At 73.2% G+C, this 25878-nt stretch carries 24 protein-coding genes, 1 tRNA gene and 1 pseudogene; 12 read left to right on the top strand and 14 right to left on the bottom strand.

Annotation, left to right across the window (positions count from 1 at the left end; genetic code table 11):
- Positions 1 to 21: 21 nt before the first annotated feature.
- The 3 genes from Srubr_RS34915 to Srubr_RS34905 form a co-directional block, all read right to left on the bottom strand.
- Positions 22 to 759 (bottom strand): LPXTG cell wall anchor domain-containing protein, encoded by a 738-nt coding sequence (locus Srubr_RS34915; protein WP_189991959.1) that lies wholly within the window; start codon positions 757 to 759, stop codon positions 22 to 24.
- A gap of 562 nt (positions 760 to 1321) precedes the next feature.
- Positions 1322 to 1882, bottom strand: coding sequence for an ATP-binding protein (locus tag Srubr_RS34910; RefSeq protein WP_189991961.1), 561 nt, complete (start codon positions 1880 to 1882; stop codon positions 1322 to 1324).
- Positions 1883 to 2194: 312 nt separating this feature from the next.
- The gene (locus Srubr_RS34905; protein WP_189991963.1) at positions 2195 to 2572 is read right to left on the bottom strand and encodes an STAS domain-containing protein; all 378 of its coding nucleotides are present in this window, start codon (positions 2570 to 2572) and stop codon (positions 2195 to 2197) included.
- A gap of 248 nt (positions 2573 to 2820) precedes the next feature.
- On the opposite strand from Srubr_RS34905, the gene Srubr_RS34900 reads away from it, so the two are divergent.
- Positions 2821 to 3717 (top strand): RNA polymerase sigma factor SigF, encoded by an 897-nt coding sequence (locus Srubr_RS34900; RefSeq protein ID WP_189991965.1) that lies wholly within the window; start codon positions 2821 to 2823, stop codon positions 3715 to 3717.
- A 131-nt stretch (positions 3718 to 3848) separates the two neighbouring features.
- Here the strand turns inward: Srubr_RS34900 and hutI are convergent, their stop codons facing one another.
- Genes hutI through hutU form a run of 4 tightly spaced genes read right to left on the bottom strand, consistent with a single transcriptional unit; the run spans position 3849 to position 9365 of the window.
- Positions 3849 to 5024 (bottom strand): imidazolonepropionase, encoded by a 1176-nt coding sequence (gene hutI / locus Srubr_RS34895; RefSeq protein WP_189991967.1) that lies wholly within the window; start codon positions 5022 to 5024, stop codon positions 3849 to 3851.
- A gap of 20 nt (positions 5025 to 5044) precedes the next feature.
- A complete protein-coding gene (locus tag Srubr_RS34890) occupies positions 5045 to 6382 on the bottom strand; it encodes a formimidoylglutamate deiminase (protein ID WP_189991969.1) in 1338 nt (445 codons plus the stop codon).
- Positions 6379 to 7704: an allantoate amidohydrolase gene (locus Srubr_RS34885; RefSeq protein ID WP_373313413.1), complete on the bottom strand. Its 1326-nt coding sequence runs from the start codon at positions 7702 to 7704 to the stop codon at positions 6379 to 6381. Before Srubr_RS34885 ends, Srubr_RS34890 begins: the two co-directional genes overlap by 4 nt.
- Positions 7701 to 9365, bottom strand: coding sequence for a urocanate hydratase (gene hutU, locus Srubr_RS34880; protein ID WP_189991971.1), 1665 nt, complete (start codon positions 9363 to 9365; stop codon positions 7701 to 7703). The genes Srubr_RS34885 and hutU overlap by 4 nt, the downstream gene beginning before the upstream one ends.
- A 298-nt stretch (positions 9366 to 9663) precedes the next feature.
- Between hutU and Srubr_RS34875 the strand changes: the two are divergent.
- From Srubr_RS34875 to Srubr_RS34855, 5 genes and pseudogenes are all read left to right on the top strand, one after another.
- Positions 9664 to 11023 (top strand): annotated as a pseudogene (locus Srubr_RS34875) (type III PLP-dependent enzyme domain-containing protein).
- 187 nt (positions 11024 to 11210) lie between these two features.
- Entirely contained in the window at positions 11211 to 11594 is a 384-nt protein-coding gene (locus Srubr_RS34870) for a hypothetical protein (RefSeq protein ID WP_189991973.1), read from the top strand.
- The gene (locus Srubr_RS34865) at positions 11591 to 12400 is read left to right on the top strand and encodes a transcriptional regulator (protein WP_189991976.1); all 810 of its coding nucleotides are present in this window, start codon (positions 11591 to 11593) and stop codon (positions 12398 to 12400) included. Before Srubr_RS34870 ends, Srubr_RS34865 begins: the two co-directional genes overlap by 4 nt.
- 31 nt (positions 12401 to 12431) lie before the next feature.
- Entirely contained in the window at positions 12432 to 12911 is a 480-nt protein-coding gene (locus Srubr_RS34860) for a roadblock/LC7 domain-containing protein (RefSeq protein WP_189991978.1), read from the top strand.
- 10 nt (positions 12912 to 12921) lie between these two features.
- Positions 12922 to 13296: a roadblock/LC7 domain-containing protein gene (locus Srubr_RS34855; RefSeq protein WP_189991980.1), complete on the top strand. Its 375-nt coding sequence runs from the start codon at positions 12922 to 12924 to the stop codon at positions 13294 to 13296.
- A 6-nt stretch (positions 13297 to 13302) separates the two neighbouring features.
- Here Srubr_RS34855 and Srubr_RS34850 read toward each other — a convergent pair whose 3' ends face one another.
- Together Srubr_RS34850 and Srubr_RS34845 are read right to left on the bottom strand one after the other, a co-directional pair.
- Positions 13303 to 13896 (bottom strand): hypothetical protein, encoded by a 594-nt coding sequence (locus Srubr_RS34850; RefSeq protein WP_189991982.1) that lies wholly within the window; start codon positions 13894 to 13896, stop codon positions 13303 to 13305.
- 94 nt (positions 13897 to 13990) lie between these two features.
- Positions 13991 to 14833 (bottom strand): MurR/RpiR family transcriptional regulator, encoded by an 843-nt coding sequence (locus tag Srubr_RS34845; protein ID WP_189991984.1) that lies wholly within the window; start codon positions 14831 to 14833, stop codon positions 13991 to 13993.
- Between the two features lie 130 nt (positions 14834 to 14963).
- Here Srubr_RS34845 and Srubr_RS34840 point away from each other — a divergent pair, with 130 nt between their 5' ends.
- Both Srubr_RS34840 and Srubr_RS34835 read left to right on the top strand, forming a co-directional pair.
- Positions 14964 to 16391, top strand: a complete 1428-nt coding sequence (locus Srubr_RS34840; RefSeq protein WP_229926548.1) for a purine-cytosine permease family protein — start codon at positions 14964 to 14966, stop codon at positions 16389 to 16391.
- Between the two features lie 10 nt (positions 16392 to 16401).
- On the top strand, positions 16402 to 16878 hold the full coding sequence (locus Srubr_RS34835) for a hypothetical protein (protein WP_229926549.1): 477 nt from the start codon (positions 16402 to 16404) through the stop codon (positions 16876 to 16878).
- A gap of 364 nt (positions 16879 to 17242) precedes the next feature.
- On the opposite strand, the gene Srubr_RS34830 is transcribed toward Srubr_RS34835, so the two are convergent.
- Complete coding sequence (locus Srubr_RS34830; protein WP_189991986.1) at positions 17243 to 18634, bottom strand: cystathionine beta-synthase; 1392 nt, start codon at positions 18632 to 18634, stop codon at positions 17243 to 17245.
- A 160-nt stretch (positions 18635 to 18794) separates the two neighbouring features.
- On the opposite strand from Srubr_RS34830, the gene Srubr_RS34825 reads away from it, so the two are divergent.
- The 3 genes from Srubr_RS34825 to Srubr_RS34815 all read left to right on the top strand — a co-directional run bounded on the left by Srubr_RS34825 (position 18795) and on the right by Srubr_RS34815 (position 22333).
- Positions 18795 to 19811 (top strand): SGNH/GDSL hydrolase family protein, encoded by a 1017-nt coding sequence (locus tag Srubr_RS34825; RefSeq protein ID WP_189991988.1) that lies wholly within the window; start codon positions 18795 to 18797, stop codon positions 19809 to 19811.
- Between the two features lie 216 nt (positions 19812 to 20027).
- Positions 20028 to 21248, top strand: coding sequence for an acetyl-CoA C-acetyltransferase (locus Srubr_RS34820; RefSeq protein WP_189991990.1), 1221 nt, complete (start codon positions 20028 to 20030; stop codon positions 21246 to 21248).
- A gap of 290 nt (positions 21249 to 21538) precedes the next feature.
- Positions 21539 to 22333: a hypothetical protein gene (locus Srubr_RS34815; RefSeq protein WP_189991992.1), complete on the top strand. Its 795-nt coding sequence runs from the start codon at positions 21539 to 21541 to the stop codon at positions 22331 to 22333.
- A gap of 141 nt (positions 22334 to 22474) precedes the next feature.
- Here Srubr_RS34815 and Srubr_RS34810 read toward each other — a convergent pair whose 3' ends face one another.
- Complete coding sequence (locus tag Srubr_RS34810; protein WP_189991995.1) at positions 22475 to 22786, bottom strand: hypothetical protein; 312 nt, start codon at positions 22784 to 22786, stop codon at positions 22475 to 22477.
- Between the two features lie 99 nt (positions 22787 to 22885).
- On the opposite strand from Srubr_RS34810, the gene Srubr_RS34805 reads away from it, so the two are divergent.
- Complete coding sequence (locus Srubr_RS34805; RefSeq protein ID WP_030615555.1) at positions 22886 to 23116, top strand: DUF4287 domain-containing protein; 231 nt, start codon at positions 22886 to 22888, stop codon at positions 23114 to 23116.
- A gap of 59 nt (positions 23117 to 23175) precedes the next feature.
- On the opposite strand, the gene Srubr_RS34800 is transcribed toward Srubr_RS34805, so the two are convergent.
- The 3 genes from Srubr_RS34800 to Srubr_RS34790 form a co-directional block, all read right to left on the bottom strand.
- Positions 23176 to 24018, bottom strand: coding sequence for a Bax inhibitor-1/YccA family protein (locus Srubr_RS34800; RefSeq protein ID WP_189991997.1), 843 nt, complete (start codon positions 24016 to 24018; stop codon positions 23176 to 23178).
- 148 nt (positions 24019 to 24166) lie between these two features.
- On the bottom strand, positions 24167 to 25342 hold the full coding sequence (locus tag Srubr_RS34795) for a 4-hydroxybenzoate 3-monooxygenase (protein ID WP_189991999.1): 1176 nt from the start codon (positions 25340 to 25342) through the stop codon (positions 24167 to 24169).
- Between the two features lie 262 nt (positions 25343 to 25604).
- A tRNA-Leu gene (locus Srubr_RS34790) sits at positions 25605 to 25688 on the bottom strand.
- Positions 25689 to 25878: the final 190 nt, after the last annotated feature.

Genomic DNA, 25878 nt, shown 5'->3' with positions numbered 1-25878 from the left:
TCCGGCCGTGGGCGTGGTCCGTCAGCCGCGGGCGGTACGGCCGCGCCGGGACAGCCACAGGGCGCCCGCGGCTCCGGCGAGGAGCACCGTGCCGCCGAGCGTGCCGAGGGCGACCGCGGAGTCCTGCGGACCGGTCTGCGGCAGCTGCCCGCCTCCGGACGCGCTCCCGGAACCACCGGCCGTGCCCGAGCCGCCACCGGTCGAACCCGAGCCGCCCGTCGTGGCCGAGCCGCCGGTCGGGGAGCCGCCGGGCGCCGTCACGGTCAGGGTCAGGGCCGGTCCGGGGCTGTTCGTCGGCGTGCAAGTGGTCGTCGTACCGAGGGCCTTGATGGTGAGCGTGCCGGGCGTGAAGGTGACCGCGCCGCTCTTCCCGGGTGTGTAGGTGCCGCTCAAGTCGCTGATCTTGATGGGGGTGTTGGCGGGGATCGCGGCGGTGTTGGCGGGCCCGGTGACGGTGAACGTGCCGCTGTCGGCGCCGCCCAGTTCGATGGTGGCGCTCGGGTTCATCGCCCCCTTGCCCAGTTCGATGGGGCTGGAGGAGACGCCCTTCTGCCAGGACATCGTGATCTTGTAGCCGGAGCCGCTCGGGACGCCCTTGATGTCGATGGGCGACACCGCGCTCTTGACGCCGATCGGCGTCTGGCAGCGGTAGTTGACGTCGGTCACCTCGGCGTGGGCCGCCGGCGCGGCCACCAGTGCCGCCGCGCCGGCCAGGGCCGCGGCGGACACGAGCGCGGCGGTTCGTTTCGGGTACGGCACGGTCGGTCCACCCCATCCGTTCCTGACGGCATATCAGATTCGGCCGTCAAGGTACGCCCGGGGTCGTGAGGAAGGAAGACGCGTCACACGCCGGAGTTCGACGGTCGGGCGCGGGCGACGGGGTTCAGGCTGCGGGGTCCGGCGCGCACGGCGGGGTGGGGCGGTCCCGCGCGGGCGGCGGGGTGCCGGAGCGGGAACGGCGGACAGGGCACCCACCGGCACGGCCGGGCCGGGAGACCCACCGGCCACGCCAAGGGCCGTGCGGGCCACCGCCTTCGGCCGGGCCGGCGCCCCACCGGCCACGACCAGCCATGGCACTCACCGACTACGGCCGGGCCGGAGCACCCACCGACTGCGATCAGGCCGGGCCCCACCGGCGCGGTCAGGGCCGGGCACTCGCCGACTACGGCCAGGTCAACGCCCCACCCGCCGACCGGCCACGGCACCCACCGACTACGGCCGGGCCGGAGAGCCCACCGGTCACGGTCGACCATGGCGCTCGCCGGTCACGGTCAGGTCAACGCCCCACCCGCCGGCCGGCCACGGCACCCACCGGCTGCGGTCAGGCCGGCGCGCCCAGTTCCGCCCACACCGTCTTGCCCGGTGTGCCGGAGATCCGGATGACGCCCCAGTCCAGGCACAGCCGCTGCACGATGAACATGCCGTGGCCGCCGGGCCGACCGGCCCGGTGCGGGGTGCGCGGGGCCGGCTGGCCGGTGCCCCGGTCCGAGACCTCCACCCGGATCACCTTGTTGTCGCAGGTGAGCCGCAGTTCCTCGGGGCCCTCGGCGTGCAGGCAGGCGTTGGTGACCAGTTCGGAGACGACGAGCAGCACGTCCTCGGCGGCGGCCCGCCGGTCGGCGGTGGCGGCGGGCAGCCAGTCCCACGCGTACAGCGCCTGGCGGGTGAAGTCGCGGGCGAGCGGGACGACCCCGCTCTCGCCTTCCAGACGGAGTCTGCGCACCTGCCGCCCGCGGCTGCGCGGAGTGCCGTCGGTCGGCACGGACGGCGCGGCTGCCCCCGCGGTCGCGCCGACGGCCGGCGCGGCCCCCTCGGACGCCCCGGAAGCGCCGCTGGGCTCCGGGCCGCGCTCGCCCGGCGAGTAAGGCCGGGTGGTGCTCATCAGCGCTTCACCTCACCGATTCACCAGTTCACGATTACAAAAGTCCGGTCAGCGGTCCGAGCGGCACCGCGGCCCGTGATCCGGTCAAGGGCCGGACCGCGGGCGCCGGCCGCGTCGGCCGTCGCACCACCCGGGGACCGCCCGCCCGTCCGCCGGACGCGCGCCCCGTGCGCGTGCCGGCCGGGCCGTCCCCCGCCTTCTTCTGCCCTCTCCTGCCCGACCGATCCCGGGGAACACCCCCGTGTTCGGGTGACCCGCGCAACGCCCGCGGGGGCCGGGCGCGGACCGGTCCGTACGGCAGGACGCGGCGGCTCAGTCGGCACCGTCGGCCAGGGCGGCCTCCACGGAGTCATGGACGGAGAAGACCGTCTCGGCCCCGGTGATCTCGAACACCCGGGCCACCACCGGCAGCATGCCGGCCAGGTGGACCCCGCCACCGGCGGCGTCCGCCTTCAGCCGGGCGCCGAGCAGGACGTTCAGTCCCGTGGAGTCGCAGAACTCCAGGCGGGAGCAGTCCACGACGAGCCGTGAGAAGCCCTTGTCCAGCAGGTCGTCGAGGGGCTCACGCAGAAGATCGGCGGTGTGGTGGTCGAGCTCGCCCGCCGGTCTCACAACGGCGCTGGAGCCCTCTTCCCGCACCTCCACCAGAAGCCGGCCCGACTGTGCGCTGCCGACCGTCCCGTGGTCCATGCCGTCTCTCTCTCCCGAGGTCGTGGCTGCTGATGCCCTCGAACATTACGCCTTCCCTGCGCACTCCGACACCCGAACATCCGCACACAATCGGACATACCGCAACAGAACGCACTTGCGACCCGCTCGGTGCAGCGGGTAGGGCTAGTAAGGACACACATTCCTACACGCCGGCTTCGGAGGCGCCGCACACCGCAGTGCACGTACTGGCTTCGGCAGCCATATGCCGAGAACGATGGAGGACACCCATGTCACCCCGGCTCGACGCATCGCATACCCCGATCGCGACGTCGACACCCCCACCGGAACAGCTGGATCATCCCATCGACCCCCTCGACCCCTTCGAGGGACTCCCGGAGATCCCCCCCTACGACGAGATCGGCCCGGTCGATGCGCGGGCCCTGTCCAAGACCCTCTTCGAGCGGCTGGAGTCGCTGGAGGAAGGGACGTACGAGCACGCGTACGTCCGCAACACCCTCGTTGAACTCAACCTCGCGCTCGTCAAGTTCGCCGCCTCCCGCTTCCGCTCCCGCAGCGAGCCGATGGAGGACATCATCCAGGTCGGCACCATCGGCCTGATCAAGGCCATCGACCGCTTCGAACTCTCCCGCGGCGTCGAGTTCCCCACTTTCGCGATGCCCACCATCATCGGCGAGATCAAACGGTTCTTCCGTGACACCTCGTGGTCCGTGCGGGTCCCGCGCCGGCTTCAGGAACTGCGCCTGGACCTCGCCAAGGCGGGTGACGAGCTGGCACAGCAGCTGGACCGCGCGCCCACCGTCACGGAACTCGCCGAACGCCTCGGCATCTCCAGCGAGGAGGTCGTCGAGGGCATGGCCGCCTCGAACGCCTACACCGCCTCCTCGCTGGACGCCCAGCCCGAGGAGGACGACTCCGAGGGCGCGCTCGCGGACCGCATCGGCTACGAGGACCACGGGCTCGAGGGTATCGAGTACATCGAGTCCCTCAAGCCGCTGATCGCCTCGCTGCCCTCCCGGGACCGGAAGATCCTCTCCCTGCGCTTCGTGGCGAACATGACCCAGTCCGAGATCGGCGAGGAACTGGGCATCTCCCAGATGCACGTGTCCCGGCTGCTGTCGCGCACGCTGGTACGGCTGCGCAAGGGGCTGACCCTGGAGGAGTGAGCAGCGCGGCACTTCACGCGCCGCGGTGAGCGGTCCGGCCGTCAAGAACCGGACCGCCCGCGGGGTCCTCGTGCGCGGGCCGGGCCGTCCGCGGGGTCCTCATGCGCGGGGCCGGGCCGTCCGGCGGCCGGTCAGACGACGCGTACGCCCGCGCGCCACACCGCGTCGACCAGCGGCACGCCCGGGCGGTAGGCCAGGTGGACATGGCTCGGGGCGTCGAGCAGGAGCAGGTCCGCGCGGGCGCCCGGGGCGATCCGGCCGATGTCGGTGCGGCGCAGGGCGGCGGCGCCGCCCGCCGTCGCCGACCACACCGCCTCGTCCGGGGTCATCCCCATGTCCCGGACGGCCAGGGCGATGCAGAAGGGCACGGACGAGGTGAAGGACGAGCCCGGGTTGCAGTCGGTGGACAGGGCGACCGTCACGCCCGCGTCCAGCAGGCGGCGGGCGTCCGGCCACTCGGCGCGGGTGGAGAACTCGGCGCCGGGCAGCAGGGTGGCGACCGTGCGGCTGTGCGCCAGGGCGTCGACGTCCGCGTCCGTCAGGTGGGTGCAGTGGTCGGCGCTGGCCGCGTCCAGTTCCACGGCCAGCTGGACGCCGGGGCCGTAGGAGAGCTGGTTGGCGTGGACGCGCGGGTGCAGGCCCTTCGCCTTGCCCGCCGTGAGGACGGCACGGGCCTGGTCGCCGTCGAAGGCGCCCTTCTCGCAGAACACGTCGATCCAGCGGGCGTGCGGCGCGCAGGCGTCCAGCATCTCGCCGGTGACGAGGGCGACATAGGCCGCCGGGTCGTCGGCGTGATCGGGGCTGACGACGTGCGCGCCGAGGTACGTCACCTCCTCGGTGTGCCGGGCGGCCAGGCGCAGGGCGCGGGCCTCGTCCTCGACCGTGAGGCCGTAGCCCGACTTGGTCTCGAGCGTGGTCGTGCCCTGGCGCAGGGCCTCGGCGAGGTACCGGGTGAGGTTCGCCTCCAGTTCCGCGTCGCTCGCCGCGCGGGTGGCCGCGACCGTGGTGCGGATGCCGCCCGCGGTGTAGGGGCGGCCGGACATGCGGGCGTTGAACTCCTGCGTCCGGTCACCGGCGAAGACCAGGTGGGAGTGGGAGTCGACGAAGCCCGGCAGCACCGCCCGGCCGGCCGCGTCGACCCGGTTGTCAGTGGCGGGTGCTTTGCTTGACTCACCGGTCCACACGACCCGGTCGCCGTCGATGACGACGGCCGCGTCCCGGACCAGACCGAGAGGGGAGCCGTCACCCAGGGAGGGGTCGTTGGTGACCAGCGTGGCGATGTTGGTGATGACGGTGCTGCTGCTCATGGTGTCCTCGTGGGTGGTCGTCAGGCGCGGAGGGCTTCGACGGCCCGCGCCAGGGCTTGCGGCACATCGGGGACGAGCGTGTGCGCCCCGTCGCGCACGATCTGCCGGCCCCCCACGACCGTGTGCCGGACGTCCGCCGCGCTCGCCGCGAATACGGCCGTCTCGGCGCCCAGTCGGGGCGGTGGCCCGGCCGTCCTGACCGAGTCCAGGGCGATCGTCGTCAGGTCGGCGAGCGCGCCGGGCTCGATGGTGCCGGCCTCGTCCCAGCCGAGGGCGGCGTGGCCGTCGGCGGTGGCGGCCCGCAGCAGGGCGGCGGCCGTCCAGTGGCCCCGGGTGCGGCTGCGCAGCCGCTCGTTCAGCTCCATCGCGCGCGCCTCTTCGAGCAGGTCGATCACGGCGTGGCTGTCGGAGCCGAGGGAGAGCGGGGAGCCGGCCCGCTGCAGGGCGACGGCCGGGCCGATGCCGTCGGCCAGGTCCCGTTCGGTGGTGGGGCACATGCAGGTGCCGGTGCCCGAGCCGCCGAGCAGGGCGATGTCCTCCTCGGTGAGGTGGGTGTTGTGCACACCGGTGGTGCGCGGCCCGAGGACGCCGTGGTCGGCGAGCAGCCGGGTGGGAGTGCGGCCGTGCGCGGCGAGGCACGCCTCGTTCTCGGCGGGCTGCTCCGACAGGTGCACGTGCAGCGGGGCCCGCCGTTCCCGGGCCCACTCGGCCACGGTCGCCAACTGCCCTGCGGGCACGGCCCGTACGGAGTGGATGGCCGCTCCGATCCGCGCGTGATCCCGTTCCTTGAGAACTGCACAGCGTTCGGCCCAGTCCGCCGCGCTGCCGTCGGAGAAGCGCAGCTGGTGGGCGCCCGGCGGCTCGCCGAAGCCGGCGGAGAGGTAGCAGGTGTCCAGGAGGGTGATCCGGATGCCGGCCTCGGCGGCGGCCTGGATCAGCGCCTCGCCCATGGCGTTGGGGTCGGCGTAGCGGGTGCCGCCGGGGGCGTGGTGCACGTAGTGGAACTCGCCGACGCAGGTGATGCCGGCCAGGGCCATCTCGGCGTACACCGCGCGGGCCAGGGCGTGGTAGCTGTCCGGGGTCAGCCGGTCGGCGACGGAGTACATCACCTCGCGCCAGGTCCAGAAGGTCCCGGAGCCGACCTGGACCGTGCCGCGCAGGGCCCGGTGGAAGGCGTGGCTGTGGGCGTTGGCGAGCCCCGGCAGGGTGAGCCCGCGCAGCACCTCGGCGCCCGGGGGCGGGGTGTCCACGTCCGTGCGCACGGCGCCGATGCGCCCGCCGGCCACGTCCACGGCCACGCCCGGCTCGACTCGGTCGCCGAGCCAGGCGTGCTCCAGCCAGTAGGTTCCGTTGGTCACCGGCAGGCCAGCCCTTCCAGTACGTCGGCGAGCGCGCGCACCCCGGCCACGCAGTCGTCCTCGGCCGCGAACTCTGCCGGGGAGTGCGAGACACCGGTGGGGTTGCGCACGAACAGCATGGCGGTCGGAACGCTCCCGGACAGGATTCCGGCGTCGTGTCCCGCTCCGGTCCCGAGGACGGGCACGGTCAGACCGGTGTCCTTGCCGAGAATCCGGGCGAGTTCGTCCCGCAGGGCGTGGTCGAACTCGACGACCGGGGTGAAGGACTCCCGGACGACGTCGAGATCGACGCCGTGGGCGTCGGCGTACTCCCGGGCCGCCTTCTGGACGCCGTCCACCACCGTGTCCAGGGTCTGCTGGTCGGCGGCGCGGGAGTCGAGCCAGCCGCGCACCAGCGAGGGGATCGCGTTGACACCGTTGGGTTCCACCGCGATCTTGCCGAAGGTGGCGACGGCACCGGCGAGTTCGGCCTCGCGGCGGGCGGCGAGCACGGTCTGGGCGTACGACAGCATGGGGTCGCGGCGGTCCGCCAGCCGGGTGGTGCCGGCGTGGTTGGCCTCGCCCCGGAAGTCGAACCGCCAGCGTCCGTGCGGCCAGATGGCGCTGGCGACGCCCACCCGGTCACCGGACAGGTCCAGCGCCCGCCCCTGTTCGACGTGCAGCTCCACGAACGCGCCGATCCGGGCGAGCCGTTCGGGGTCGGGCCCGATGGCCTCGGGGTCGTACCCGGCGGCCTCCATGGCCCGGGGCAGGCCGACGCCGTCGCCGTCGGTGAGCCGGTGGGCCTGCTCGGCGGTCAGCTGCCCGGCGGTGAGCCGCGATCCGACGCAGGCGAGCCCGAACCGGGCCCCCTCCTCGTCACCGAAGTTGACGATGGCGAGCGGCTTGGTGAACGGCACGCCCCGGCCGCGCAGTTCGTCCAGCGCGGCGAAGGAGGAGACCACGCCGAGGGGCCCGTCGAAGGCCCCGCCGTCCGGTACGGAGTCCAGGTGGGAGCCGGTGACGACGGCGTCCCCGGCGGCCGGGTCCCCCAGCCAGGCCCACTGGTTGCCGTTCCGGTCGACCTCGTAGGTCAGCCCGCGCGCCCCGGCCTGCTCCCGGAACCAGTCCCGGCACTCGGCGTCGGCCCCGGTCCAGGCGTGGCGCCGGTAGCCGCCGGTGTCCGGGTGCCGGCCGATGGGCAGCAGTTCGCGCCACATCTCGTGGAAGGAGGCGCCGTGTGCGGGCCGTGGGCCGCCACCCGGTACGGCGGGACCCCCGGACGACGACGAGGGGCCGGCCTCCACCGGCGGGACTCCGTGCCCGCCCTGACCCGTCGTCACGCCTCGTCACCCTCACGCATCGGCACCCGGACCCCCCGCTCCCCCGCGACGGACTCGGCGATGTCGTACCCGGCGTCCACGTGCCGGATGACGCCCATGCCGGGGTCGTTGGTGAGCACGCGCCGGATCTTCTCGCCGCCCAGCTTCGTGCCGTCGGCCACCGTCACCTGGCCGGCGTGGATCGAGCGCCCCATCCCCACGCCGCCGCCGTGGTGGATGGACACCCACGACGCGCCCGAGGCCACGTTGACCATGGCGTTCAGCAGCGGCCAGTCGGCGATCGCGTCGGAGCCGTCGAGCATGGCCTCGGTCTCGCGGTACGGCGAGGCGACCGACCCGCAGTCCAGGTGGTCCCGGCCGATGGCCAGCGGCGCGGCCAGCTCCCCGCTCGCGACCATGTCGTTGAACCGCTCGCCCGCCTTGTCCCGCTCGCCGTAGCCGAGCCAGCAGATGCGCGCGGGCAGGCCCTGGAAGTGCACCCGTTCGCCGGCCATCCTGATCCAGCGGGCCAGGGACTCGTTCTCCGGGAACAGGTCCAGGATCGCCTTGTCGGTCTTGGCGATGTCGGCCGGGTCGCCGGACAGCGCGGCCCAGCGGAAGGGGCCCTTGCCCTCGCAGAACAGCGGGCGGATGTAGGCGGGGACGAAGCCGGGGAAGGCGAACGCCCGCTCGTAGCCGGCGAGCTTGGCCTCGCCCCGGATGGAGTTGCCGTAGTCGAAGACCTCGGCGCCGGCGTCCAGGAAGCCGACCATGGCCTCCACGTGCCGGGCCATGGACTCGCGGGCGCGGGTGGTGAAGCCGGCCGGGTCCTTCGCCGCCTCGGCGGCCATGTCCTCGAAGGCCACGCCGACCGGGAGGTACGCCAGCGGGTCGTGGGCGGAGGTCTGGTCGGTGACGATGTCGATCGGCGCGTTCCTGGCGAGCAGCTGGGGGACCAGGTCGGCCGCGTTGCCGAGGACGCCGATGGACAGCGGCTTGCGCTGGTCGCGGGCCTCGGTGGCGAGCTGGAGGGCGTGGTCGAGGGAGTCGGCCCGGACGTCGAGGTAGCGGTGCTCGATGCGGCGCTCGATGGCGCGCGGGTCGCAGTCGATACAGATCGCGACGCCGTCGTTCATGGTGACGGCGAGCGGCTGGGCGCCGCCCATGCCGCCGAGGCCGGCGGTCAGCGTGATGGTTCCGGCGAGCGTGCCGCCGAACTTCTTCGCGGCGACGGCGGCGAAGGTCTCGTAGGTGCCCTGGAGGATGCCCTGGGTGCCGATGTAGATCCAGGAGCCGGCGGTCATCTGGCCGTACATGGTCAGGCCGAGGGCCTCCAGGCGGCGGAACTCCTCCCAGTTGGCCCAGTCGCCGACGAGGTTGGAGTTGGCGATGAGGACGCGCGGGGCCCACTCGTGGGTCTGCATCACACCGACCGGACGGCCGGACTGGACCAGCATGGTCTCGTCCTGCTTGAGGGTCTTCAGGGTGCGGACCATGGCGTCGAAGGAGCGCCAGTCGCGGGCGGCCTTGCCGGTGCCGCCGTAGACGACGAGCTTGTCGGGGTGCTCGGCGACCTCGGGGTCGAGGTTGTTCTGCAGCATGCGCAGGGCGGCTTCCTGCTGCCATCCCAGGGCGCTGAGTTCCGTGCCGCGCGGTGCTCGTACGGGGCGGGGTCCCGACATCTCTGTCTCCTCCTGTGCCTACGACTATTCACATCCTGTAGCCCTGAATAGGGCTAGTCAATACATGGGGTGGTCCCGTACGGGCGTGGCGGGTATCCGGCTGGAGACACCGGAAGCCCGGGACAGGACGGAGAGGACGGAGAGGCCCGTGAAGGAGATCGGGGCCGCACAGGACGCCGGGGCCGGAACCGGACAGGACCTCGGTGATGGGGCCGCACAGGGCACCGGGGCCGGGGCGGCACGGGAGCCCGGGGCCGTACCGGAGCCCGGGGCCGTACCGGAGTTCGGGACCGGGGCCGTGGCGGAGCCCGGGATCGAGGCCCGGGAGCGGGCGGCCCGGCGGGACCGGGCGGTGCGGGCGGCCGTCGAGCAGGGGCTGCTGGGGCCGGACGCGGCCGTGGTGGGGCTGTTGGACGTCACCGGCATCCGGGAGTCGGCGGCGGCGCTGCGGGCGGCGTTCGAGGCGGTCGTGACGCCGGGGATACCGGTGCTGCACGCCTTCGCGGTGAAGGCGTGCCCCCTGGTGCCGGTGGTGCGGCTGCTGCACACGGCGGGCCTCGGCGCCGAGGCGGCGAGCCCCGGGGAGCTGGCGCTGGCCCGCGCCGCCGGGGTGCCGGCCGCGCGGACGGTGCTGGACTCGCCCGCGAAGACCCCGGCGGAGCTGCGCGAGGCCCTCGCCCTCGGGGTCGCGGTGAACGCGGACAACCAGCAGGAGCTGCGCCGGCTCGACGCCCTGGTGCGCGCCGTCCCGTCCCGGTCCCCGCTCGGCCTGCGGGTCAACCCGCAGATCGGCGCCGGTGACATCGGCGCGACCTCGACGGCGACCCGGACCTCGAAGTTCGGTGTGGCCCTGCGCGACGAGGGCGCGCGCCCGGGTCGTGGAGGCGTTCGCGCGGCGGCCGTGGCTGACCCGGCTGCACACGCACACCGGCTCGCAGGGCGTCCCGCTGCCGCTGCTGGCCCAGGGGGTGGCGGAGGTGTACGCGCTGGCGGAGGAGATCAACGCCGCCGTCGGGCGCCGCCAGGTCGACACGATCGACATCGGTGGCGGGCTGCCGGTGAACTTCGCCTCGGAGGAGACCGCGCCGACGTTCGCGCGGTACGCGCGGCTGCTGGCCGCGCGGGTGCCGGGGCTGTTCGACGGGCGGTACGGGCTGGTGACGGAGTTCGGGCGGTCGCTGCTGGCCCGGCACGGCGTGGTGGTGGCCCGGGTGGAGTACACCAAGACCGCGGGCGGGCGGCGGATCGCGGTGACCCACGCGGGCGTGCAGGTGGCGGTGCGGACGGTGTACGCGCCGGGTGCGTGGCCGCTCAGGATCGCCGCGTACGACGCCGGGGGGCGGCCGAAGGCGGGGCCGAGGACCGTGCAGGACATCGCGGGGCCGGCCTGCTTCTCGGGCGACCTGCTCGCCGAGGGACGCGCGCTGCCCCCGCTGGAGCAGGGCGACTACGCGGCGGCGCTGGACACGGGGGCGTACGGCTTCGCCCACCACTACGCCTACAACTCCCTCGTCCGGCCGGGGATCCACGGCTACGCCCCGGACGGGTACGGCGGCATGGCCTTCGCGACCGTGCGGCGGGCCCAGACCGTCGCCGAGGTGGTGGCCGACTCCGGAGGGGCGCACGCGTCGGCGCTCACCACCCTGCGGGCTCCCTGAAGCCGCCGGCACGCCCCGGCCGCCGGCCGGAAGAAAGGATCAACGGCCGCGGAACACACGTCAGTTGGACAACACTAGTACGTCGGACGAATGTTCCACCGGAAATTGCCAAAGGCCCCGCCTCCCGCACACACGTTGCGTAGTGTCGGCGTCACTCAGCCGGAGTCCCAGGCGGGAGGAAGCCACGGTGCCCGGAATCGACGAGTGCTTACTGGAAGCGATGCGCCTGCCCGGTGCCCGGGGGGCCGCGCTGGTGGACTGGACGAGCGGACTGGCCCTCGGCACGGTCGGGGAGGCCCCCGGCGGGGACCACGAGACGAGTGCCGCCGAGGCCGCCGAACTGGCCCGGCTGGCCGCCGAGCACGGCACCTTCACCGCGGTCCGCGCGGGGCTGCCGCCCGTGGAGGACCTGATCGTCAGCAACGGTGACAGCTACCACCTGCTGCGGTTCGTGGACACCTCCTTCGACAGCAGCGTGTTCCTGCACCTGTGGCTCGGCCGCGAGGAGGGCAACCTCGCGCTCGCCCGGATCCGGCTCGGCGAGATGGCCGCCCGGCTGGTGCTGGGATGACCATGGTCCGGATCCCTCCGCCGGCCCTGCCGGTGCGGGACAGGCGGGCCGCGCGCGCCCTGTCCCCGATGCTGACCCGGCTCGCCGACGAGCGGGCCACCGGCGTCCTGGTCCGCGAACACGGCGTCCTGCACCTCGCCGAGGGCCGGGTGGTGCACGCCGAGAGCCCCCTCGCCCCGGATCTCGGCGTGCTCCTCACGGCCCACGGCACCCTCGCGGCCGCCGCCTGGCAGCGCGCCGCCGCCCGGGCGCCCGGCCCCGCGCGGGCGGCGGAACTGCTGCTGCGCTCCGGGGTGCTGCCCACCGGCGCGCTGGAGCTGTGCCACCTGGACGCGCTGTACGACGCCGGGTACTTCGCGCTGGCACCGAGCGGCACCCCGGGCCGGTTCCGGTACGGCGCCGGGCCCCGGCCCGGCCCGCTGCCCTCGGTGCCGGTGGTCGCGCTGGAGCGCGCGACGCTGCGCCGCCGGCTGCTGCTGCACCGGCTGTGGCCGGACCCGGCCGCCGACAGCGTCCCGCTGATCCGCGCCGACCCGGCCCCCGGCCCCGCCCGGCCGGTCACTCCCCGGCAGCGGGCCGTCCTGGACCGCGTGGACGGCGTCCGCACGGCCGCCGACCTGGCCCGGGACCTGGGCCGGCAGGCCTTCCACACGCTGGTCGACGTCCGCCGGCTCACCGCGGCCGGCTGGATCGCGCCGGTGCCCGCGGGCCCCGCACCACCGCCCGCACCACCACCCCTCCCGGTCACCACCGACCCCGACATCGCGCTGCTGAAGAGGCTCAGGGATGCGCTGGAGGCGCTTTGAACGGCACCGCCCCGCCGAAAGGAGACAGTTGATGGTGACCGAGGACGGCCTGCGGACCGTGCTGGCCGAACTGCACCGGCTGCGCACCCGGGTGCCGCAGCTCACCGGCGCCCTCGCGGCCGGCGTCGACGGCCTCGTCATCGCCCACGACACCCCCGGCGTCGACCCCGAGGGCCTGGCCGCGCTCACCGCCGCCGCGCTCGGCGTCGCCGTACGGACCTCCGACGCCACCGGGAACGGGGCCCTGCGGGAGCTGCTGGTGCGCGGCGAGCGCGGCTATGTCGCCACCTACGCGGCCGGCCGCACCGCCGTGCTGACGCTGCTCGCCCAGGACCGGGTCAACGTGGGCCGGCTGCACCTGGAGGGCCGCCGGGCCGGCGCCCGCGTCGGGGAGCTGCTGGACGCCGCCGAGGCCGTACGCCCGCTCCCCGGCACCGCCCCCGCACGCCCCCGGGACTCCCGCGCGCCGCACCCCACGGCCGCCGAGACCCGCACCGCAACCGACAGCTGAGAGGACCCCCATGTCCGACACCGCGACCGCCCTGAAGCAGGCCCTCACCACCATCTCGGGCGCCACCGGCGCCGCGCTCGTCGACTACACCAGCGGAATGGCGCTGGGCACGATGGGTGACAGCGCGAGCTTCGACCTGAACGTGGCCGCCGCCGGGAACACCGACGTGGTCCGCGCCAAGATGCGCACGATGGAACTCCTCGGCCTCAAGGGCGAGATCGAGGACATCCTGATCACCCTGACCGACCAGTACCACCTGATCCGCCTGCTCAAGGGCCGGGGCGGCAACGGACTGTTCCTGTACCTGGTGCTGGACTCCTCCCGGGCCAATCTGGCGATGGCCCGGCACCAGCTGCGCAGGATCGAGGAGGAGCTGGAGGTCTGAAGCGGCTCAGACCAGGGCCGCGGTACGGCGGCGGGCCCCGCCCGGGGCCGCGTCGCCGGCCGCGACGCCCGTGGCCCGCAGGCTCTTGACGGCCTTGCCCGCCGGGTTCCCGCCGCCCCGGCCGAGCCAGTCGACGCGCACCCACAGCAGGGCCTCGGCGGACCGCTCCAGCCGCCCGATCCAGGCGGCCTTCAGCCACAGCCCGGCACCCAGCCCGGCCAGCAGCAGCCCGCCGGCCACGGGCACCGCGAACGCCGAGCCGAGCGCGAGCGCCCAGCCCAGCAGCAGCCACCAGCGGTGTCCCCGGCGCCAGCCGCGCACGGTCACCGCGCGGTCCTGGAGCACGTCGTACTTGCCGGCGCGGGCCGCCCCGCGGGCGAGAGCCGCGTACCGGCCCCGGCGGGCCAGCAGCACGCCGGCCGCGCCGAGCAGGAACAGCGCCGCCCCGGCCGTCGTCCCGATCCGCCGCCCGGTCAGCCCCTCGGGCACCGCCCCGAGCCCGGCGGCGACCACCCCGAGCCACCACAGCGGCGCGGCGCCCGCCCGTACGACGACGGCCACCCGTGCCAGTCCCTGCCCTCCGCGTCCTCCGCGCGCCACGTCAGCCTCCCGTGTCACGTGTCCACAGCGCTTGCGTCTCGATGGGGAAGCTAATAGCAGAACGTGAGACGAATCTGAGAGCGGCGCGGCCCGGTCACTCCACGAACAGGCCCCGGGCCGCCGCCTTGGCGTCGAACTCCTCCAGCCGGGCCTGGGCGTCCGGCAGGTCGTCGCACAGCGCCTCCAGCAGCACCCGGCCGAGCAGCATCGGCGCGCAGGCGGTGTCGAAGGCGAGCCCGGTGCCGACGGCGGCGGGCAGCAGCAGGTCGGAGTGCTTGGCGACCGGCGCGAACGCCGAGTCGGCGACCGTGACCACGGTCAGGCCCGCGTCCTTGGCGTGGGCGAGGGTGTCCACGACCTCGCGCGGGTGCCGGGGCAGCGCGAAGCACAGCAGGGCGGTGGCGCCGGCCCGGACGGCGGCGTCGATCCGGTCCTGGACCATCGTGCCGCCCTCGTGCAGCAGCCGGACGTCCGGGTGGACCTTGGCGGCGAAGTAGGCGAAGCCGTAGGCCTGGGAGGCGGCGGCGCGCAGGCCCAGCACCGGCAGCGGCCGGGAGGCGGCGAGCAGGCGGCCGGCCCGCTGCACCGGGCGCGGGTCGGCGAGCAGCTCGGCCAGGTGCCTGAGGTTCTCGATCTCGGCCTCGACGGCCTGCTGGTACTCGTTGTAGGCGCCGGCGCCCGTGGTGGGTCCGGCCGGGACGACCTCGCGCAGGTGCCGGCGCAGGGCGGGGTAGCCGTCGAAGCCGAGGGCGACGGCGAACCGGGTCACCGACGGCTGGCTGACCCCGGCCAGTTCGGCCAGCTCCACACTGGACAGAAAGGGCACGTCGGCGGCGCGGCGCACCATGCTGTGCGCGATGCGGCGCTGGGTCGGCGTGAGCCGGTGGCCCTCGAAGAGCGCCTGCAACCGGTTCGCAGGGCTGTCGCTCGCGCTCATGCGGTACTCCCCCTCCAGATCTCCTCGACGCCCCGGGAGAGTACAGCGCCGGGGCATTGACAAACACCGGCCGCCTATTCAGACAGTGTGTCGCTGCATACCGTTATACAGCCCGGTGTGGGGAGAACGCATGGCACAGTTCGTGGAACCGCGCTCCATCGATGTCGTCCCGGACGAGGAACGGCACGGCAGGGCCTTCGGCCAGTTCACGCTGTGGCTGGGGGCCAACCTCCAGATCACGGCCGTCGTCACCGGCGCCCTCGCGGTCGTCTTCGGCGGGGACGTGGTCTGGTCGGTGCTCGGCCTGCTGCTCGGCAACCTGCTCGGCGGCGCGGTGATGGCCCTGCACTCCGCGCAGGGCCCGCGGCTGGGCCTGCCGCAGATGATCCAGTCGCGGGCCCAGTTCGGGGTGCGCGGGGCGGTCGTGCCGCTGCTGCTGGTGGTCGTCATGTACGTCGGCTTCTTCGCCTCCGGCAGCGTGCTCGCCGGGCAGGCGGTGGGCGAGCTGACGCACACGGACGACACCACCGGGATCGTCGTCTTCGCCGCCGTCACGGGGGTCATCGCGACCGCCGGGTACCGGGTCGTGCACGCCCTCGGCCGGGTGGCGAGCACGGTGTGCGCGCTCGCCTTCGTCTTCCTCGCCGTACGCCTCCTGGACCGCGCCGACACCTCCGCGCTGCTGCACGACGCGCACTTCTCGCTGCCGCTGTTCCTGCTGGCGGTGTCCCTGTCGGCGTCCTGGCAACTGGCGTTCGGGCCGTACGTGGCCGACTACTCCCGCTATCTGCCGCGCTCGACGTCCGCGAAGGCGACCTTCTGGTGGACGCTGTCCGGCTCGGCGCTGGGCTCGCAGTGGTCCATGACCTTCGGGGTGCTGGCCGCGGCCACGGCCGGGGAGGCGTTCCTGGACAGCCAGGTCGGCTATGTCGTCGGCCTCGGCGGCACCGGCCTGGTCGCGTCCTTCCTGTACTTCGTCATCGCGCTCGGCAAGCTCACCGTCAACGTCCTCAACACCTACGGCGGTTTCATGTCGCTGGTGACGGGCGTGAGCGGCTTCCGCGGGCAGCGGCGGCTGTCCCCGGCGGGCCGGGTGGCGTACATCGCGCTGGTGATGACGGCGGGCACCGCGGTGGCCCTGCTGGGCAAGGACAGCTTCCTGTCCTCGTTCAAGGACTTCCTGCTGTTCCTGCTGACGTTCTTCACGCCCTGGTCGGCGATCAACCTGGTCGACTACTACCTGATCTCCAAGGAGCGCTACGACCTCGCGGCCCTCGCCGACCCGCACGGCCGTTACGGCGCCTGGCGCTTCGACGCCCTCGCGGTGTACGCGGCCGGCCTGCTGGCCCAGCTGCCGTTCCTCGCCACCGGCTTCTACACCGGCCCGCTGGTGGAGCCGCTCGGCGGCGCGGACGTCTCCTGGATCGTGGGCCTCGCCGTGCCGGCGCTGCTGTACCGGCTCGTCGCCCGCCGCCTCCCGCCGCCGGACGCGCCGCCGGCCGTCCCGGCGCCGGAACCGGGGGCCAGCACCAGTGCGGCCGGTCCCCCCGCTTCCTAGGCTGACCGGCATGGACAGTCTCGATCCGCGCGACACCGGCCCCGGGGCGGACACCGCTCCCCGTCAGGCTCCCGGCCTCGGGAAGGACCCCGACCTCAGGAGGGAGCTGGACGCGACCGTGCGGGCCCGCGCGGAGCTGGGCGACGAGTACGACTCCGCCCTGGCGGACTCCTTCCTGGAGCGGGTCGAGCGGCGGATCGACGACGCGGTGGACCGCCGGGTGCGCCGGCAGCTGGCCGAGCGGCAGCTCGCCGACGCCCGCGCGGCCCGGCGGCCGGCCACGGCCGGCCCCTGGGCCGAGCGGTACGGCTTCGCGCTGATCACGCTCGTCCTTGCGATCCCCCTGTCCGCGATCGCGGGCGGCACGGCCGGGCTGTCCGGGCTGGTGGTCGCCTGGCTCGGCATCATCGGCGTCAACGCGGCCCAGTCCGTACGCCTCAACCGGGAACCCCGGGCCGGCCACGACCACCCCGCGCCCGGGGACTGACCGGTGCCGAGAACCGGGCCCAAAGACGGCGGAACGTCTCGCTCCAACTGGGGAGTCGGGCCGGCGTCCGACCGCCGGGAAGACTGTCGCGGGGACCGCCGCACCCCCGTTGCCGGGGGGCGGGACGACGGCGGTCCCCGCGAGGGACGCGGGCCGGTCAGGACCGGTCGTGCGCGTCCGTGGCGTCCATGGAGGTCCGGGAGCCGCTCCGGAGGTCCTGGCGCCGTTCGGCGCCGGCCCGGGCGGGGAGCCGATCCCGCCCTGCCGACGCCCACCAATCTGCCGGACGCGTGTTAAGCGGGTGCTGCGCGCACGTGACACGCTCGTACCACTTGCGCGAACCCCGTCCCCGCGCCCGGCTCGGCTACTTGTTGCCGCCCTTGGCCAGGAAGGCGAGCAGGTCCTGCCGGCTGATGACGCCGGTCGGCTTGCCCTCGACCAGGACGATCGCCGCGTCCGCCTCGCCCAGCACCTGCATCAGGTCGCCGACCGGCTCACCGGAGCCGACCTGCGGCAGCGGGGGGCACATGTGCTTCTCCAGCGGGTCGTCCAGCGAGGCCCGCTTGCTGAACAGGGCGTCCAGCAGCTCCCGTTCCACCACGGAGCCGACGACCTCGGCGGCCATCACATCGGGGTGACCGGCGCCCGGCTTGACGACGGGCATCTGCGAGACGCCGTACTCGCGCAGCACCTCGATGGCCTGGCCGACGGTCTCCTCCGGGTGCATGTGCACCAGGGACGGGATGGAGCCGGCGACCTTGTCGCTCAGCACGTCACCGACGCGGGCGCTGGGGCCCTCGTCCTCCAGGAAGCCGTAGTCCGCCATCCACTCGTCATTGAAGATCTTGCTGAGGTAGCCGCGTCCGCTGTCCGGGAGCAGGACCACCACGACGTCGTCCTCACCGAGCCGCTCGGCGACCTTCAGCGCGGCCACCACGGCCATGCCGCAGGAGCCGCCCACCAGCAGGCCCTCCTCCTTGGCCAGCCGGCGGGTCATCTGGAAGGAGTCCTTGTCGGAGACGGCGACGATCTCGTCCGCGATCTCCCGGTCGTAGGCGGTCGGCCAGAAGTCCTCGCCGACGCCCTCGACCAGGTACGGCCGGCCCGAGCCGCCGGAGTACACCGAGCCCTCCGGGTCGGCGCCGATGACCTTGACCTTCCCCTCGCTGGCCTCCTTCAGGTAGCGGCCGGTGCCGGAGATGGTGCCGCCGGTGCCGACGCCCGCCACGAAGTGGGTGATCTTCCCTTCGGTCTGCTCCCACAGCTCGGGGCCGGTGGAGTGGTAGTGCGAGAGCGGGTTGTTGGGGTTGGAGTACTGGTCGGGCTTCCAGGCGCCCGGGGTCTCACGGACGAGCCGGTCGGAGACGTTGTAGTAGGAGTCCGGGTGCTCCGGCGCCACGGCGGTCGGGCAGACCACGACCTCGGCGCCGTACGCGCGCAGCACGTTGATCTTGTCGGTGCTCACCTTGTCCGGGCAGACGAAGATGCACTTGTAGCCCTTCTGCTGGGCCACGATGGCAAGACCGACACCGGTGTTCCCGCTGGTCGGCTCGACGATCGTGCCCCCAGGCTTCAGCTCCCCGCTCTTCTCGGCGGCCTCGATCATGCGCAGGGCGATGCGGTCCTTCACGGAGCCGCCCGGGTTGAAGTACTCCACCTTGGCCAGGACGGTCGCCCGGATGCCCTTGGTCACGTTGTTGAGCCGCACCAGCGGGGTGTTGCCGACGAGGCTGATCATCGAGTCGTGGTATCGCACCGTTGTCTCCGGTCGCTGCAAAAAGGTGTGTTCGTAGTGGTGTCGCCAGCCTAAGGCCAGCCGTGCGGCGAGCGCGGCCGTTCACTCCCCGTTGAGATTGACGCACGGTCCGTACGGGGCAAGGAGTGGGTGTACGGCTACGAGGAGGTGGCGGCGACGCATGACGAGCATGTCGAGGGCGCGGGTGGCCCGGCGCATCGCGGCCGGGGCGGCGTACGGCGGTGGCGGGGCCGGTCTGGTCGGCGCGGCCGTCATCGGACTGGTGCTGGCGGAGGTCCGGCTGGCCCGGCGGCAACTGGGCAACGGGCTCAGCGGCCGGGTGCCGACGGCCGACGGCGTGTACGGGCGGGCCTACGACATCCCGGGCGAACCGCCGCTGCGGCTGGCCGTGCTCGGCGACTCCACGGCGGCGGGGCAGGGCGTGCACCGGGCGGGCCAGACACCGGGAGCGCTGCTGGCCTCGGGGCTGGCCGCGGTGGCGGAGCGCCCGGTGGAGCTGCGGAACGTGGCGGTCACCGGTGCCCGCTCGGACGACCTGGACCGGCAGACGGGGCTGCTCCTGTCCGCCCCCGGGCCCGTCCCCGACGTGTGCGTGATCATGATCGGTGCGAACGACGTGACCCACCGGATGCCTCCGGCCCAGTCGGTACGGCACCTGTCGGTGGCGGTACGGCGGCTGCGCACGGCCGGCGCGGAGGTGGTGGTCGGCACCTGTCCGGACCTCGGCACGATCGAGCCGGTGCAGCAGCCGCTGCGGTGGCTGGCCCGGCGGGCGTCCCGGCAGCTGGCGGCGGCCCAGACGATCGGGGTGGTGGCGCAGGGCGGGCGCACGGTGTCGCTGGGGGATCTGCTCGGGCCGGAGTTCGAGGCGAATCCGCGGGAGTTGTTCGGGCCGGACAACTACCACCCGTCGGCGGAGGGGTACGCCACCGCGGCGATGGCCATCCTGCCGACGGTGTGCGCGGCGCTGGGGCTGTGGCCGGAGGAGGAGCGGCCGGACGTGTCGCGCCGCGAGGGTTTCCTGCCGGTGGCCCGTGCCGCGGCCGAGGCGGCGGCGGAGGCGGGGACGGAGGTCACGGCGGCGATGCCGGCGGGGCCGCGGGGACCGTGGGCGCTGCTCAAGCGCAGGCGCCGCCGGCGCGTCCCGGAGGCCGAGCCGGCGACTCCGTCGGTGTGAGCCGGACCGGCCCCCGCCCTTTCCCGGGGCACCGGGTGCGTTTCCAGGACACCTGAGCCCTTCCCCGGGGCGTCCGGGCCCTTTCCCACGGCACCCGGGCAAAGCAAGCGCTTAGAAAACTGCGGCCAGTGTCACACCACGACACCGGTGACCTGGACCATACGGCCGGGTAACTTCCCAACCGGCCCTGCCCAACCTCCTTCCCCTGGAGCCGTGATGCCCGAAGCCGTCATCGTCTCGACCGCCCGCTCCCCCATCGGCCGCGCGAACAAGGGCTCCCTGAAGGACCTGCGCCCCGACGACCTCACCGCCACGATCATCCAGGCCGCGCTCGACAAGATCCCCGAGCTCGACCCCAAGGACATCGACGACCTGATGCTCGGCTGCGGCCTCCCCGGCGGCGAACAGGGCCACAACCTCGGCCGCGTCGTCGCCGTGCAGATGGGCATGGACCACCTGCCGGGCTGCACGATCACCCGCTACTGCTCCTCCTCCCTGCAGACCTCCCGCATGGCGCTGCACGCCATCAAGGCAGGCGAGGGCGACGTCTTCATCTCGGCCGGCGTCGAGATGGTCTCCCGCTACGCCAAGGGCAGCTCCGACGGCCTGCCGGGCACGCACAACCCGCTGTTCGCCGAGGCCGAGGCCCGCACCGAGGCCGTCGCCCAGCAGGAGGGCACCACCTGGCACGACCCGCGCGAGGACGGCCTGCTGCCCGACCCGTACATCGCGATGGGCCAGACCGCCGAGAACCTCGCCCGCTGGAAGGGCGTCACCCGCCAGGAGATGGACGAGTTCGGCGTCCGCTCCCAGAACCTCGCCGAGCAGGCCATCAAGAACGGCTTCTGGGAGCGCGAGATCACCCCGGTGACCCTCCCCGACGGCACGGTGGTCAGCAAGGACGACGGCCCGCGCGCCGGCGTCACCATGGAGGGCGTGGCCGGCCTGAAGCCGGTCTTCCGCCCCGACGGGCTCGTCACGGCCGGCAACTGCTGCCCGCTCAACGACGGTGCCGCCGCGCTCGTCATCATGTCCGACACCAAGGCGCGCGAGCTCGGCCTCACCCCGCTCGCCCGCATCGTGTCCACCGGCGTCTCCGGCCTCTCCCCCGAGATCATGGGCCTCGGCCCGGTCGAGGCCAGCAGGCAGGCGCTGAAGCGCGCGGGCCTGACCATCGACGACATCGACCTGGTCGAGATCAACGAGGCCTTCGCCGCCCAGGTGATCCCCTCCTACCGGGATCTGGGCATCGACCTCGACAAGCTGAACGTCAACGGCGGCGCCATCGCCGTCGGCCACCCCTTCGGCATGACCGGCGCCCGGATCACCGGCACGCTCATCAACTCGCTCCAGTGGCACGACAAGCAGTTCGGCCTGGAGACCATGTGCGTCGGCGGCGGCCAGGGCATGGCGATGGTCATCGAGCGCCTCAGCTGACCCACGTCCCACGGTCCGTAGCGGGCCTGGCACGGTACGTCGCGAAAGGGCCCAGAACCGGGGAAACACCACGGTTCCGGGCCTTTCCGTGACCCAATCTCCCCCAGGATGTGACCTATCTCGCTCGCCGGGCGCATCACCGCAGGTCAGCGACGAACAGCTCGGCGCACGGCCGAACCGCGCTCCATACGTCCTGTCCGATTCGTGACGTTACGCACTGACAGCTGGTTAGTCCGCCCTTCAAGCTGATGTAGGAAGTCGGGGGTCGACTTTGAACCGGGAGTATGTCAGTGAGCGCCATGCCGATCGCCCTGCTGCTCACCACGGCAGCCACCGGCGCCGTGGGCGTCGCCGTCCTGCGCACCGTCCTGAAGCTGCGCCGCCAGCTCACCGAGTTGCAGCGGCAGCTCGCCGACGACCAGGCGGCCACCGCGCGCGCCCTGCTGCCCGGTGCCCGGTCCGCCGCCGACGCCGACCGGATACGGGCGGCCGTGGCGGACGCGCTCGCCGAGGAACGGGAGCGGGAGCTGGCCGAGGCGCGTGCCTTCTGGGCCGCCCAGGAGGCCCGGGACGCCTCCGACGCGCCGATGCTGTTCGGCCTGCCCGAGGCCGATCCCTTCCTGCCCCGGCAGGCGGACTTCGCGGGCCTGGAGCCGCTGGAGCCGGTGTCCGAGCCGACCGCCGACGCCGAGGACTTCTCCGGGAGCGAGTCCTCGGAGCTGGCCGCCGCCCGCCGCCGGCACCCCTCGCACCCGGACTTCGTCCCGGCGCAGTCCCCGGCCGTGGGCGACCACGAGCGCACGGTGGCCGCCCTGGAGGAGCTGGCCGCCGGGCAGGTGCGGCTCGCCGACGTGCGCCCCGGCCCGCTGGGCACGCTCGACGTCTACGTCTTCGCCGACGGCACCACGCTGTGCATGACCCCGGGCCACCGCGAGACGGCGGAACGGCTGGCCGCGGCCCTGGAGTCGGGTGAGACGCCGTACCTCCTGGGCGGCTCGGGCGTCTCGGGCTCGTACACGCTGACCTTCGCGTGCGGCGAAGACATGGTGTACATCCTGGCCGACCGGGTGATCGCGTCCCTGTAGTACCCGTAGTACCCGCAGTACCCGTAGTACTCGGGTAGCCGTAGTACCCGCAGTACCCGTAGCACTCGGGTAGCCGTAGTACCCGTAGCCCCCGTCGTACCCGTAGTACCCGTGACCCCGTAGGCGCGGGGGTCGGGAGTCTCAGACCCCGGCCCGCCGCCGCGCCTCCTCCACCAGGCGCACCGCCTCGGCGACCTGGTCGTCGCCGTCCAGCACGACCGCGAGGTCATGGGCGGCCACCAGGATCTGGTCGGCGGCGGCGAACATCCCGGCGTCCGGCATCTCGCGGGGCTCGGCGCCGGGCGATTCCTTCCGCTGGGCCCACCCGGACAGCTCCCGGGCCAGCGCCAGCGCCTCCGCCGCGGCCCCGCGCTGGAGCCGGCTCTGCGGTGCGGCCCGCAGCCGGTCGGCGAAGTGGTCCACTGCTTGGGTCAAGGGCGTCGTATCAACCACCCGCCGAGCGTAACGTGCCGCACTGTTGCCAATACGCGAACGCTCAGGCACGGTGACGTGAAGGACCGGCTTACATCCCCTTTGTGTCCGGAGGCGCCGATGTCCCATGTCTTCTCCGAGGAGACCCACCGCAATCTGCTCGCCCGCATCCCGCACTGCACCGGTCGTGAAGTGTCCGACTGGCTGCGTGCCGTAGAAGAAGGCCCGGCTCTGTTCCGCTTCGAGGAGAAGGTCAGCTGGCTCCGGCACGAGTACGACCTGGCGTACGGCCACGCCAAGGCGATCGTGCACGAGTACGACCTGAGGAGGGCGGCGCGCAGGCTGCTCTGAACGCGGAAGTGCCCCGGGTGACGCACCCGGGGCACTTCGCCGTTTTTTCGTGACCGTCGCTAGTCGTTGCTGCTGAAGATGGCCACCAGCCGCAGCATCTCGACGTAGATCCACACCAGGGTCATGGTGAGGCCGAACGCGGCGAGCCAGGACTCGCTGCGCGGGGCGCCGTAGGCGATGCCGTCCTCGATCTGCTTGAAGTCCAGCGTCAGGAAGAACGCGCCGAGCACGATCGCGATGATGCCGACGAGCGCGCCGAGCGGGCCGAAGCTGCGCAGCCCGCCGTCCTCGGCGACGCCGAACGCGACCAGGAGCAGGTTGACCGCCATGACGACCATGAAGGCGATCGCGATGGACAGGCCGATGCGGGCGTAGCGGGCGGTGACGCGGATCCAGCCGGCCTTGTAGATCAGCAGGGTGGCACCCGAGACCGCCATGGTGCCGAGCACCGCCTGGAACGGGGCGCCGCTCCAGCGGCTGTTGAACATCTCGCTGAAGACGCCGAGGAAGACGCCTTCGAAGGCGGCGTAGGCGAGGATCAGCGCGGGCGAGGGCGTGCGCTTGAAGCTCTGGACCATGGCCAGGACGAACGCGATCAGCGCGGCGCCGACGGCCAGGCCGTAGCTGGTGCCGGAGACCGGCAGCAGGGCCCAGGCGAGGACGGCGCCGACGGCGACCGTGCCGAGCGTGAGGGCCGAGCGGACGATGACATCGTCCATGGTCATCCGGCCGGTGGTGGCCGGGGCCTGGACGTCCGCCTGCGCGTACGGGTTCTGGGCGTACGGGTTCTGCGCGTACGGGTTGCCCTGTGCGTACCCGGCCTGCGGTGCGGTGTTGAAGCCGGCGTAGCCGTTGTCGCGGCTGAAGCCCCGTCGCGAGAAGACCGGGTTGCTGCTCCTCATTTCACTCCTCCATGACTGCCGAGTGCAGTCTTGGCTCAAGAGTAATGGATTGGCAAAGGACCGACCATGATACTTGAGGAGGATCCTTCCCCTTGCATGCTGCGCAACACGCTACGCGGGCCCCTGATTCCCGGCCACGGAGGCAGGGCTAACCGAGCGGGAGCCCGGTGTACGCCTCGGCGAGGTCGGTCTCGGCCGCGCGGCAGGAGGCGATCCGTTCCAGCCGGGCGAGCTGGAGCCGGGCGTCGAAGGGGGTGGCGTCCGGGGCGCGGTGCAGCAGGGTCGTCATGTCGTAGGAGAACCGTTCGGCCTGCCAGACGCGGCGCAGGCAGGTCGCGGAGTAGGCGTCGAGGAGCTCGGGTGAGCCGGTCTCCCGCTCGTGGGCGAGGGCCCGGGCGAGGGTGACGACGTCGCCGACGGCGAGGTTCAGGCCCTTGGCGCCGGTCGGCGGCACGATGTGGGCGGCGTCGCCGGCGAGGAAGAGCCGGCCGTGCCGCATCGGCTCGTGCACGAAGGAGCGCATGGGGGTCACCGACTTCTGGGTGATGGGGCCGCGTTCCAGCCGCCAGTCGTCGTCCGTCTCCAGCCGCCTGTCCAGCTCGTCCCAGATCTCCTCGTCGCCCCACTGCCCGGCGTCCGTTCCCGCGGGGACCTGGAGGTAGAGCCGGGAGACAGCCGGGGACCGCATGGACAGCAGGGCGAAGCCGCGCTCGTGGCGGGCGTAGACGAGTTCGTCGTGCGAGGGGGCGACGTCGGCGAGGATCCCGAGCCAGGCGTACGGGTACGACCGCTCGAACACCCGGGAGACCCCGTCCGGGAAGGCCTTGCGGGCCACCCCCCAGAACCCGTCGCAGCCGACGACGTACTCGCACTCCAATACGTCTTCGCGCCCCTGGTACCGGAACGGGACCCGCGGCCGGTCGCCCCCGGCTCCCTCCACCGCCAGGGCCTCGGCCTCGAACAGCAGCGGCCCGCCCTCCTCCAGCTGGAGCGCGATGAGGTCCTTGCAGACCTCGGTCTGGGCGTAGACGGTCACGGACCGCCCGCCGGTGAGCGCGGGGAAGTCGACGCGGTGCCGGCGCCGGTCGAAGCGCAGCTCGATCCCGTCGTGCCGCAGTCCCTCCCGGTCCAGCCGCTCCCCGGCCCCGGCGGCGCGCAGCACGTCGACCGTGCCCTGCTCCAGGATTCCGGCGCGCTGCCGCCGCTCGACGTAGGCACGGTCGCGGCTCTCCAGGACGACCGACTCGATCCCGGCGCGATGAAGCAGCCGCGCGAGCAACAGCCCGGCCGGCCCCGCCCCGATGATCCCCACGGTGGTACGCATCGACCGTCCCCTTCTCTTCGCCTTGTTCGCCAGGTGAACTTTCCTTCACCAGTTGCCCGCGAGTCTCGGCCCCTCGGGTCCGGACTGTCAATGGCCTGGGCCGCATCGGGGGATCAGGGGTACGCCAGCGGCCGGCGACGCGGTGGCAGCGGTCACGGGAGGGCGTCGAGGGAGGAGGAGGGGTTTCCAGGAAGCGGCCAAGCCGACGGAGCGTCCTCATACCGCGGTCGTAACCGTACAAAACGCGCCAAGAGGCGGAAAGTGCCCGGAGCCGGACTCGAACCGGCACGCCCGCGAAGGGGCAGCGAGGTTTAAGCTCGCCGTGTCTGCATTCCACCATCCGGGCTTGCCAGGGGCTCCGCATCGAGTGGTCCGAGCCTATCGGGACCCCTCCCCCGAACAGCGGATGGGTGACCCGATGTTGTCTTATTTTATTGACGTCTGAGTGGGCATCAGCGGACGGAACTAGCCATCCGCACTTGCCAACAGCGTGCCGCGAGAGGTGCGCGCGTGTACGCGAAATGACGGAATTTCAC

This window comes from Streptomyces rubradiris, assembly GCF_016860525.1.
GTDB classification, from domain to species: Bacteria; Actinomycetota; Actinomycetes; order Streptomycetales; family Streptomycetaceae; genus Streptomyces; species Streptomyces rubradiris.
The sequence above is the reverse complement of the archived record's forward strand: the minus strand, read 5'-3'. Positions and strand labels throughout refer to the sequence as shown.

Bases quoted from the DNA above. Each gene is read 5' to 3' on its own strand.
- Srubr_RS34900 (WP_189991965.1), top strand. From the start codon at position 2,821: ATGTCACCCCGGCTCGACGCATCGCATACCCCGATCGCGACGTCGACA.
- Srubr_RS34825 (WP_189991988.1), top strand. From the start codon at position 18,795: ATGACGAGCATGTCGAGGGCGCGGGTGGCCCGGCGCATCGCGGCCGGG.
- hutU (WP_189991971.1), bottom strand. From the start codon at position 9,365: ATGTCGGGACCCCGCCCCGTACGAGCACCGCGCGGCACGGAACTCAGC.
- Srubr_RS34865 (WP_189991976.1), top strand. From the start codon at position 11,591: ATGACCATGGTCCGGATCCCTCCGCCGGCCCTGCCGGTGCGGGACAGG.
- Srubr_RS34805 (WP_030615555.1), top strand. From the start codon at position 22,886: ATGTCCCATGTCTTCTCCGAGGAGACCCACCGCAATCTGCTCGCCCGC.
- Srubr_RS34835 (WP_229926549.1), top strand. From the start codon at position 16,402: ATGGACAGTCTCGATCCGCGCGACACCGGCCCCGGGGCGGACACCGCT.
- hutI (WP_189991967.1), bottom strand. From the start codon at position 5,024: ATGAGCAGCAGCACCGTCATCACCAACATCGCCACGCTGGTCACCAAC.
- Srubr_RS34840 (WP_229926548.1), top strand. From the start codon at position 14,964: ATGGCACAGTTCGTGGAACCGCGCTCCATCGATGTCGTCCCGGACGAG.
- Srubr_RS34910 (WP_189991961.1), bottom strand. From the start codon at position 1,882: ATGAGCACCACCCGGCCTTACTCGCCGGGCGAGCGCGGCCCGGAGCCC.
- Srubr_RS34820 (WP_189991990.1), top strand. From the start codon at position 20,028: ATGCCCGAAGCCGTCATCGTCTCGACCGCCCGCTCCCCCATCGGCCGC.
- Srubr_RS34860 (WP_189991978.1), top strand. From the start codon at position 12,432: ATGGTGACCGAGGACGGCCTGCGGACCGTGCTGGCCGAACTGCACCGG.
- Srubr_RS34905 (WP_189991963.1), bottom strand. From the start codon at position 2,572: ATGGACCACGGGACGGTCGGCAGCGCACAGTCGGGCCGGCTTCTGGTG.
- Srubr_RS34845 (WP_189991984.1), bottom strand. From the start codon at position 14,833: ATGAGCGCGAGCGACAGCCCTGCGAACCGGTTGCAGGCGCTCTTCGAG.
- Srubr_RS34855 (WP_189991980.1), top strand. From the start codon at position 12,922: ATGTCCGACACCGCGACCGCCCTGAAGCAGGCCCTCACCACCATCTCG.
- Srubr_RS34800 (WP_189991997.1), bottom strand. From the start codon at position 24,018: ATGAGGAGCAGCAACCCGGTCTTCTCGCGACGGGGCTTCAGCCGCGAC.
- Srubr_RS34795 (WP_189991999.1), bottom strand. From the start codon at position 25,342: ATGCGTACCACCGTGGGGATCATCGGGGCGGGGCCGGCCGGGCTGTTG.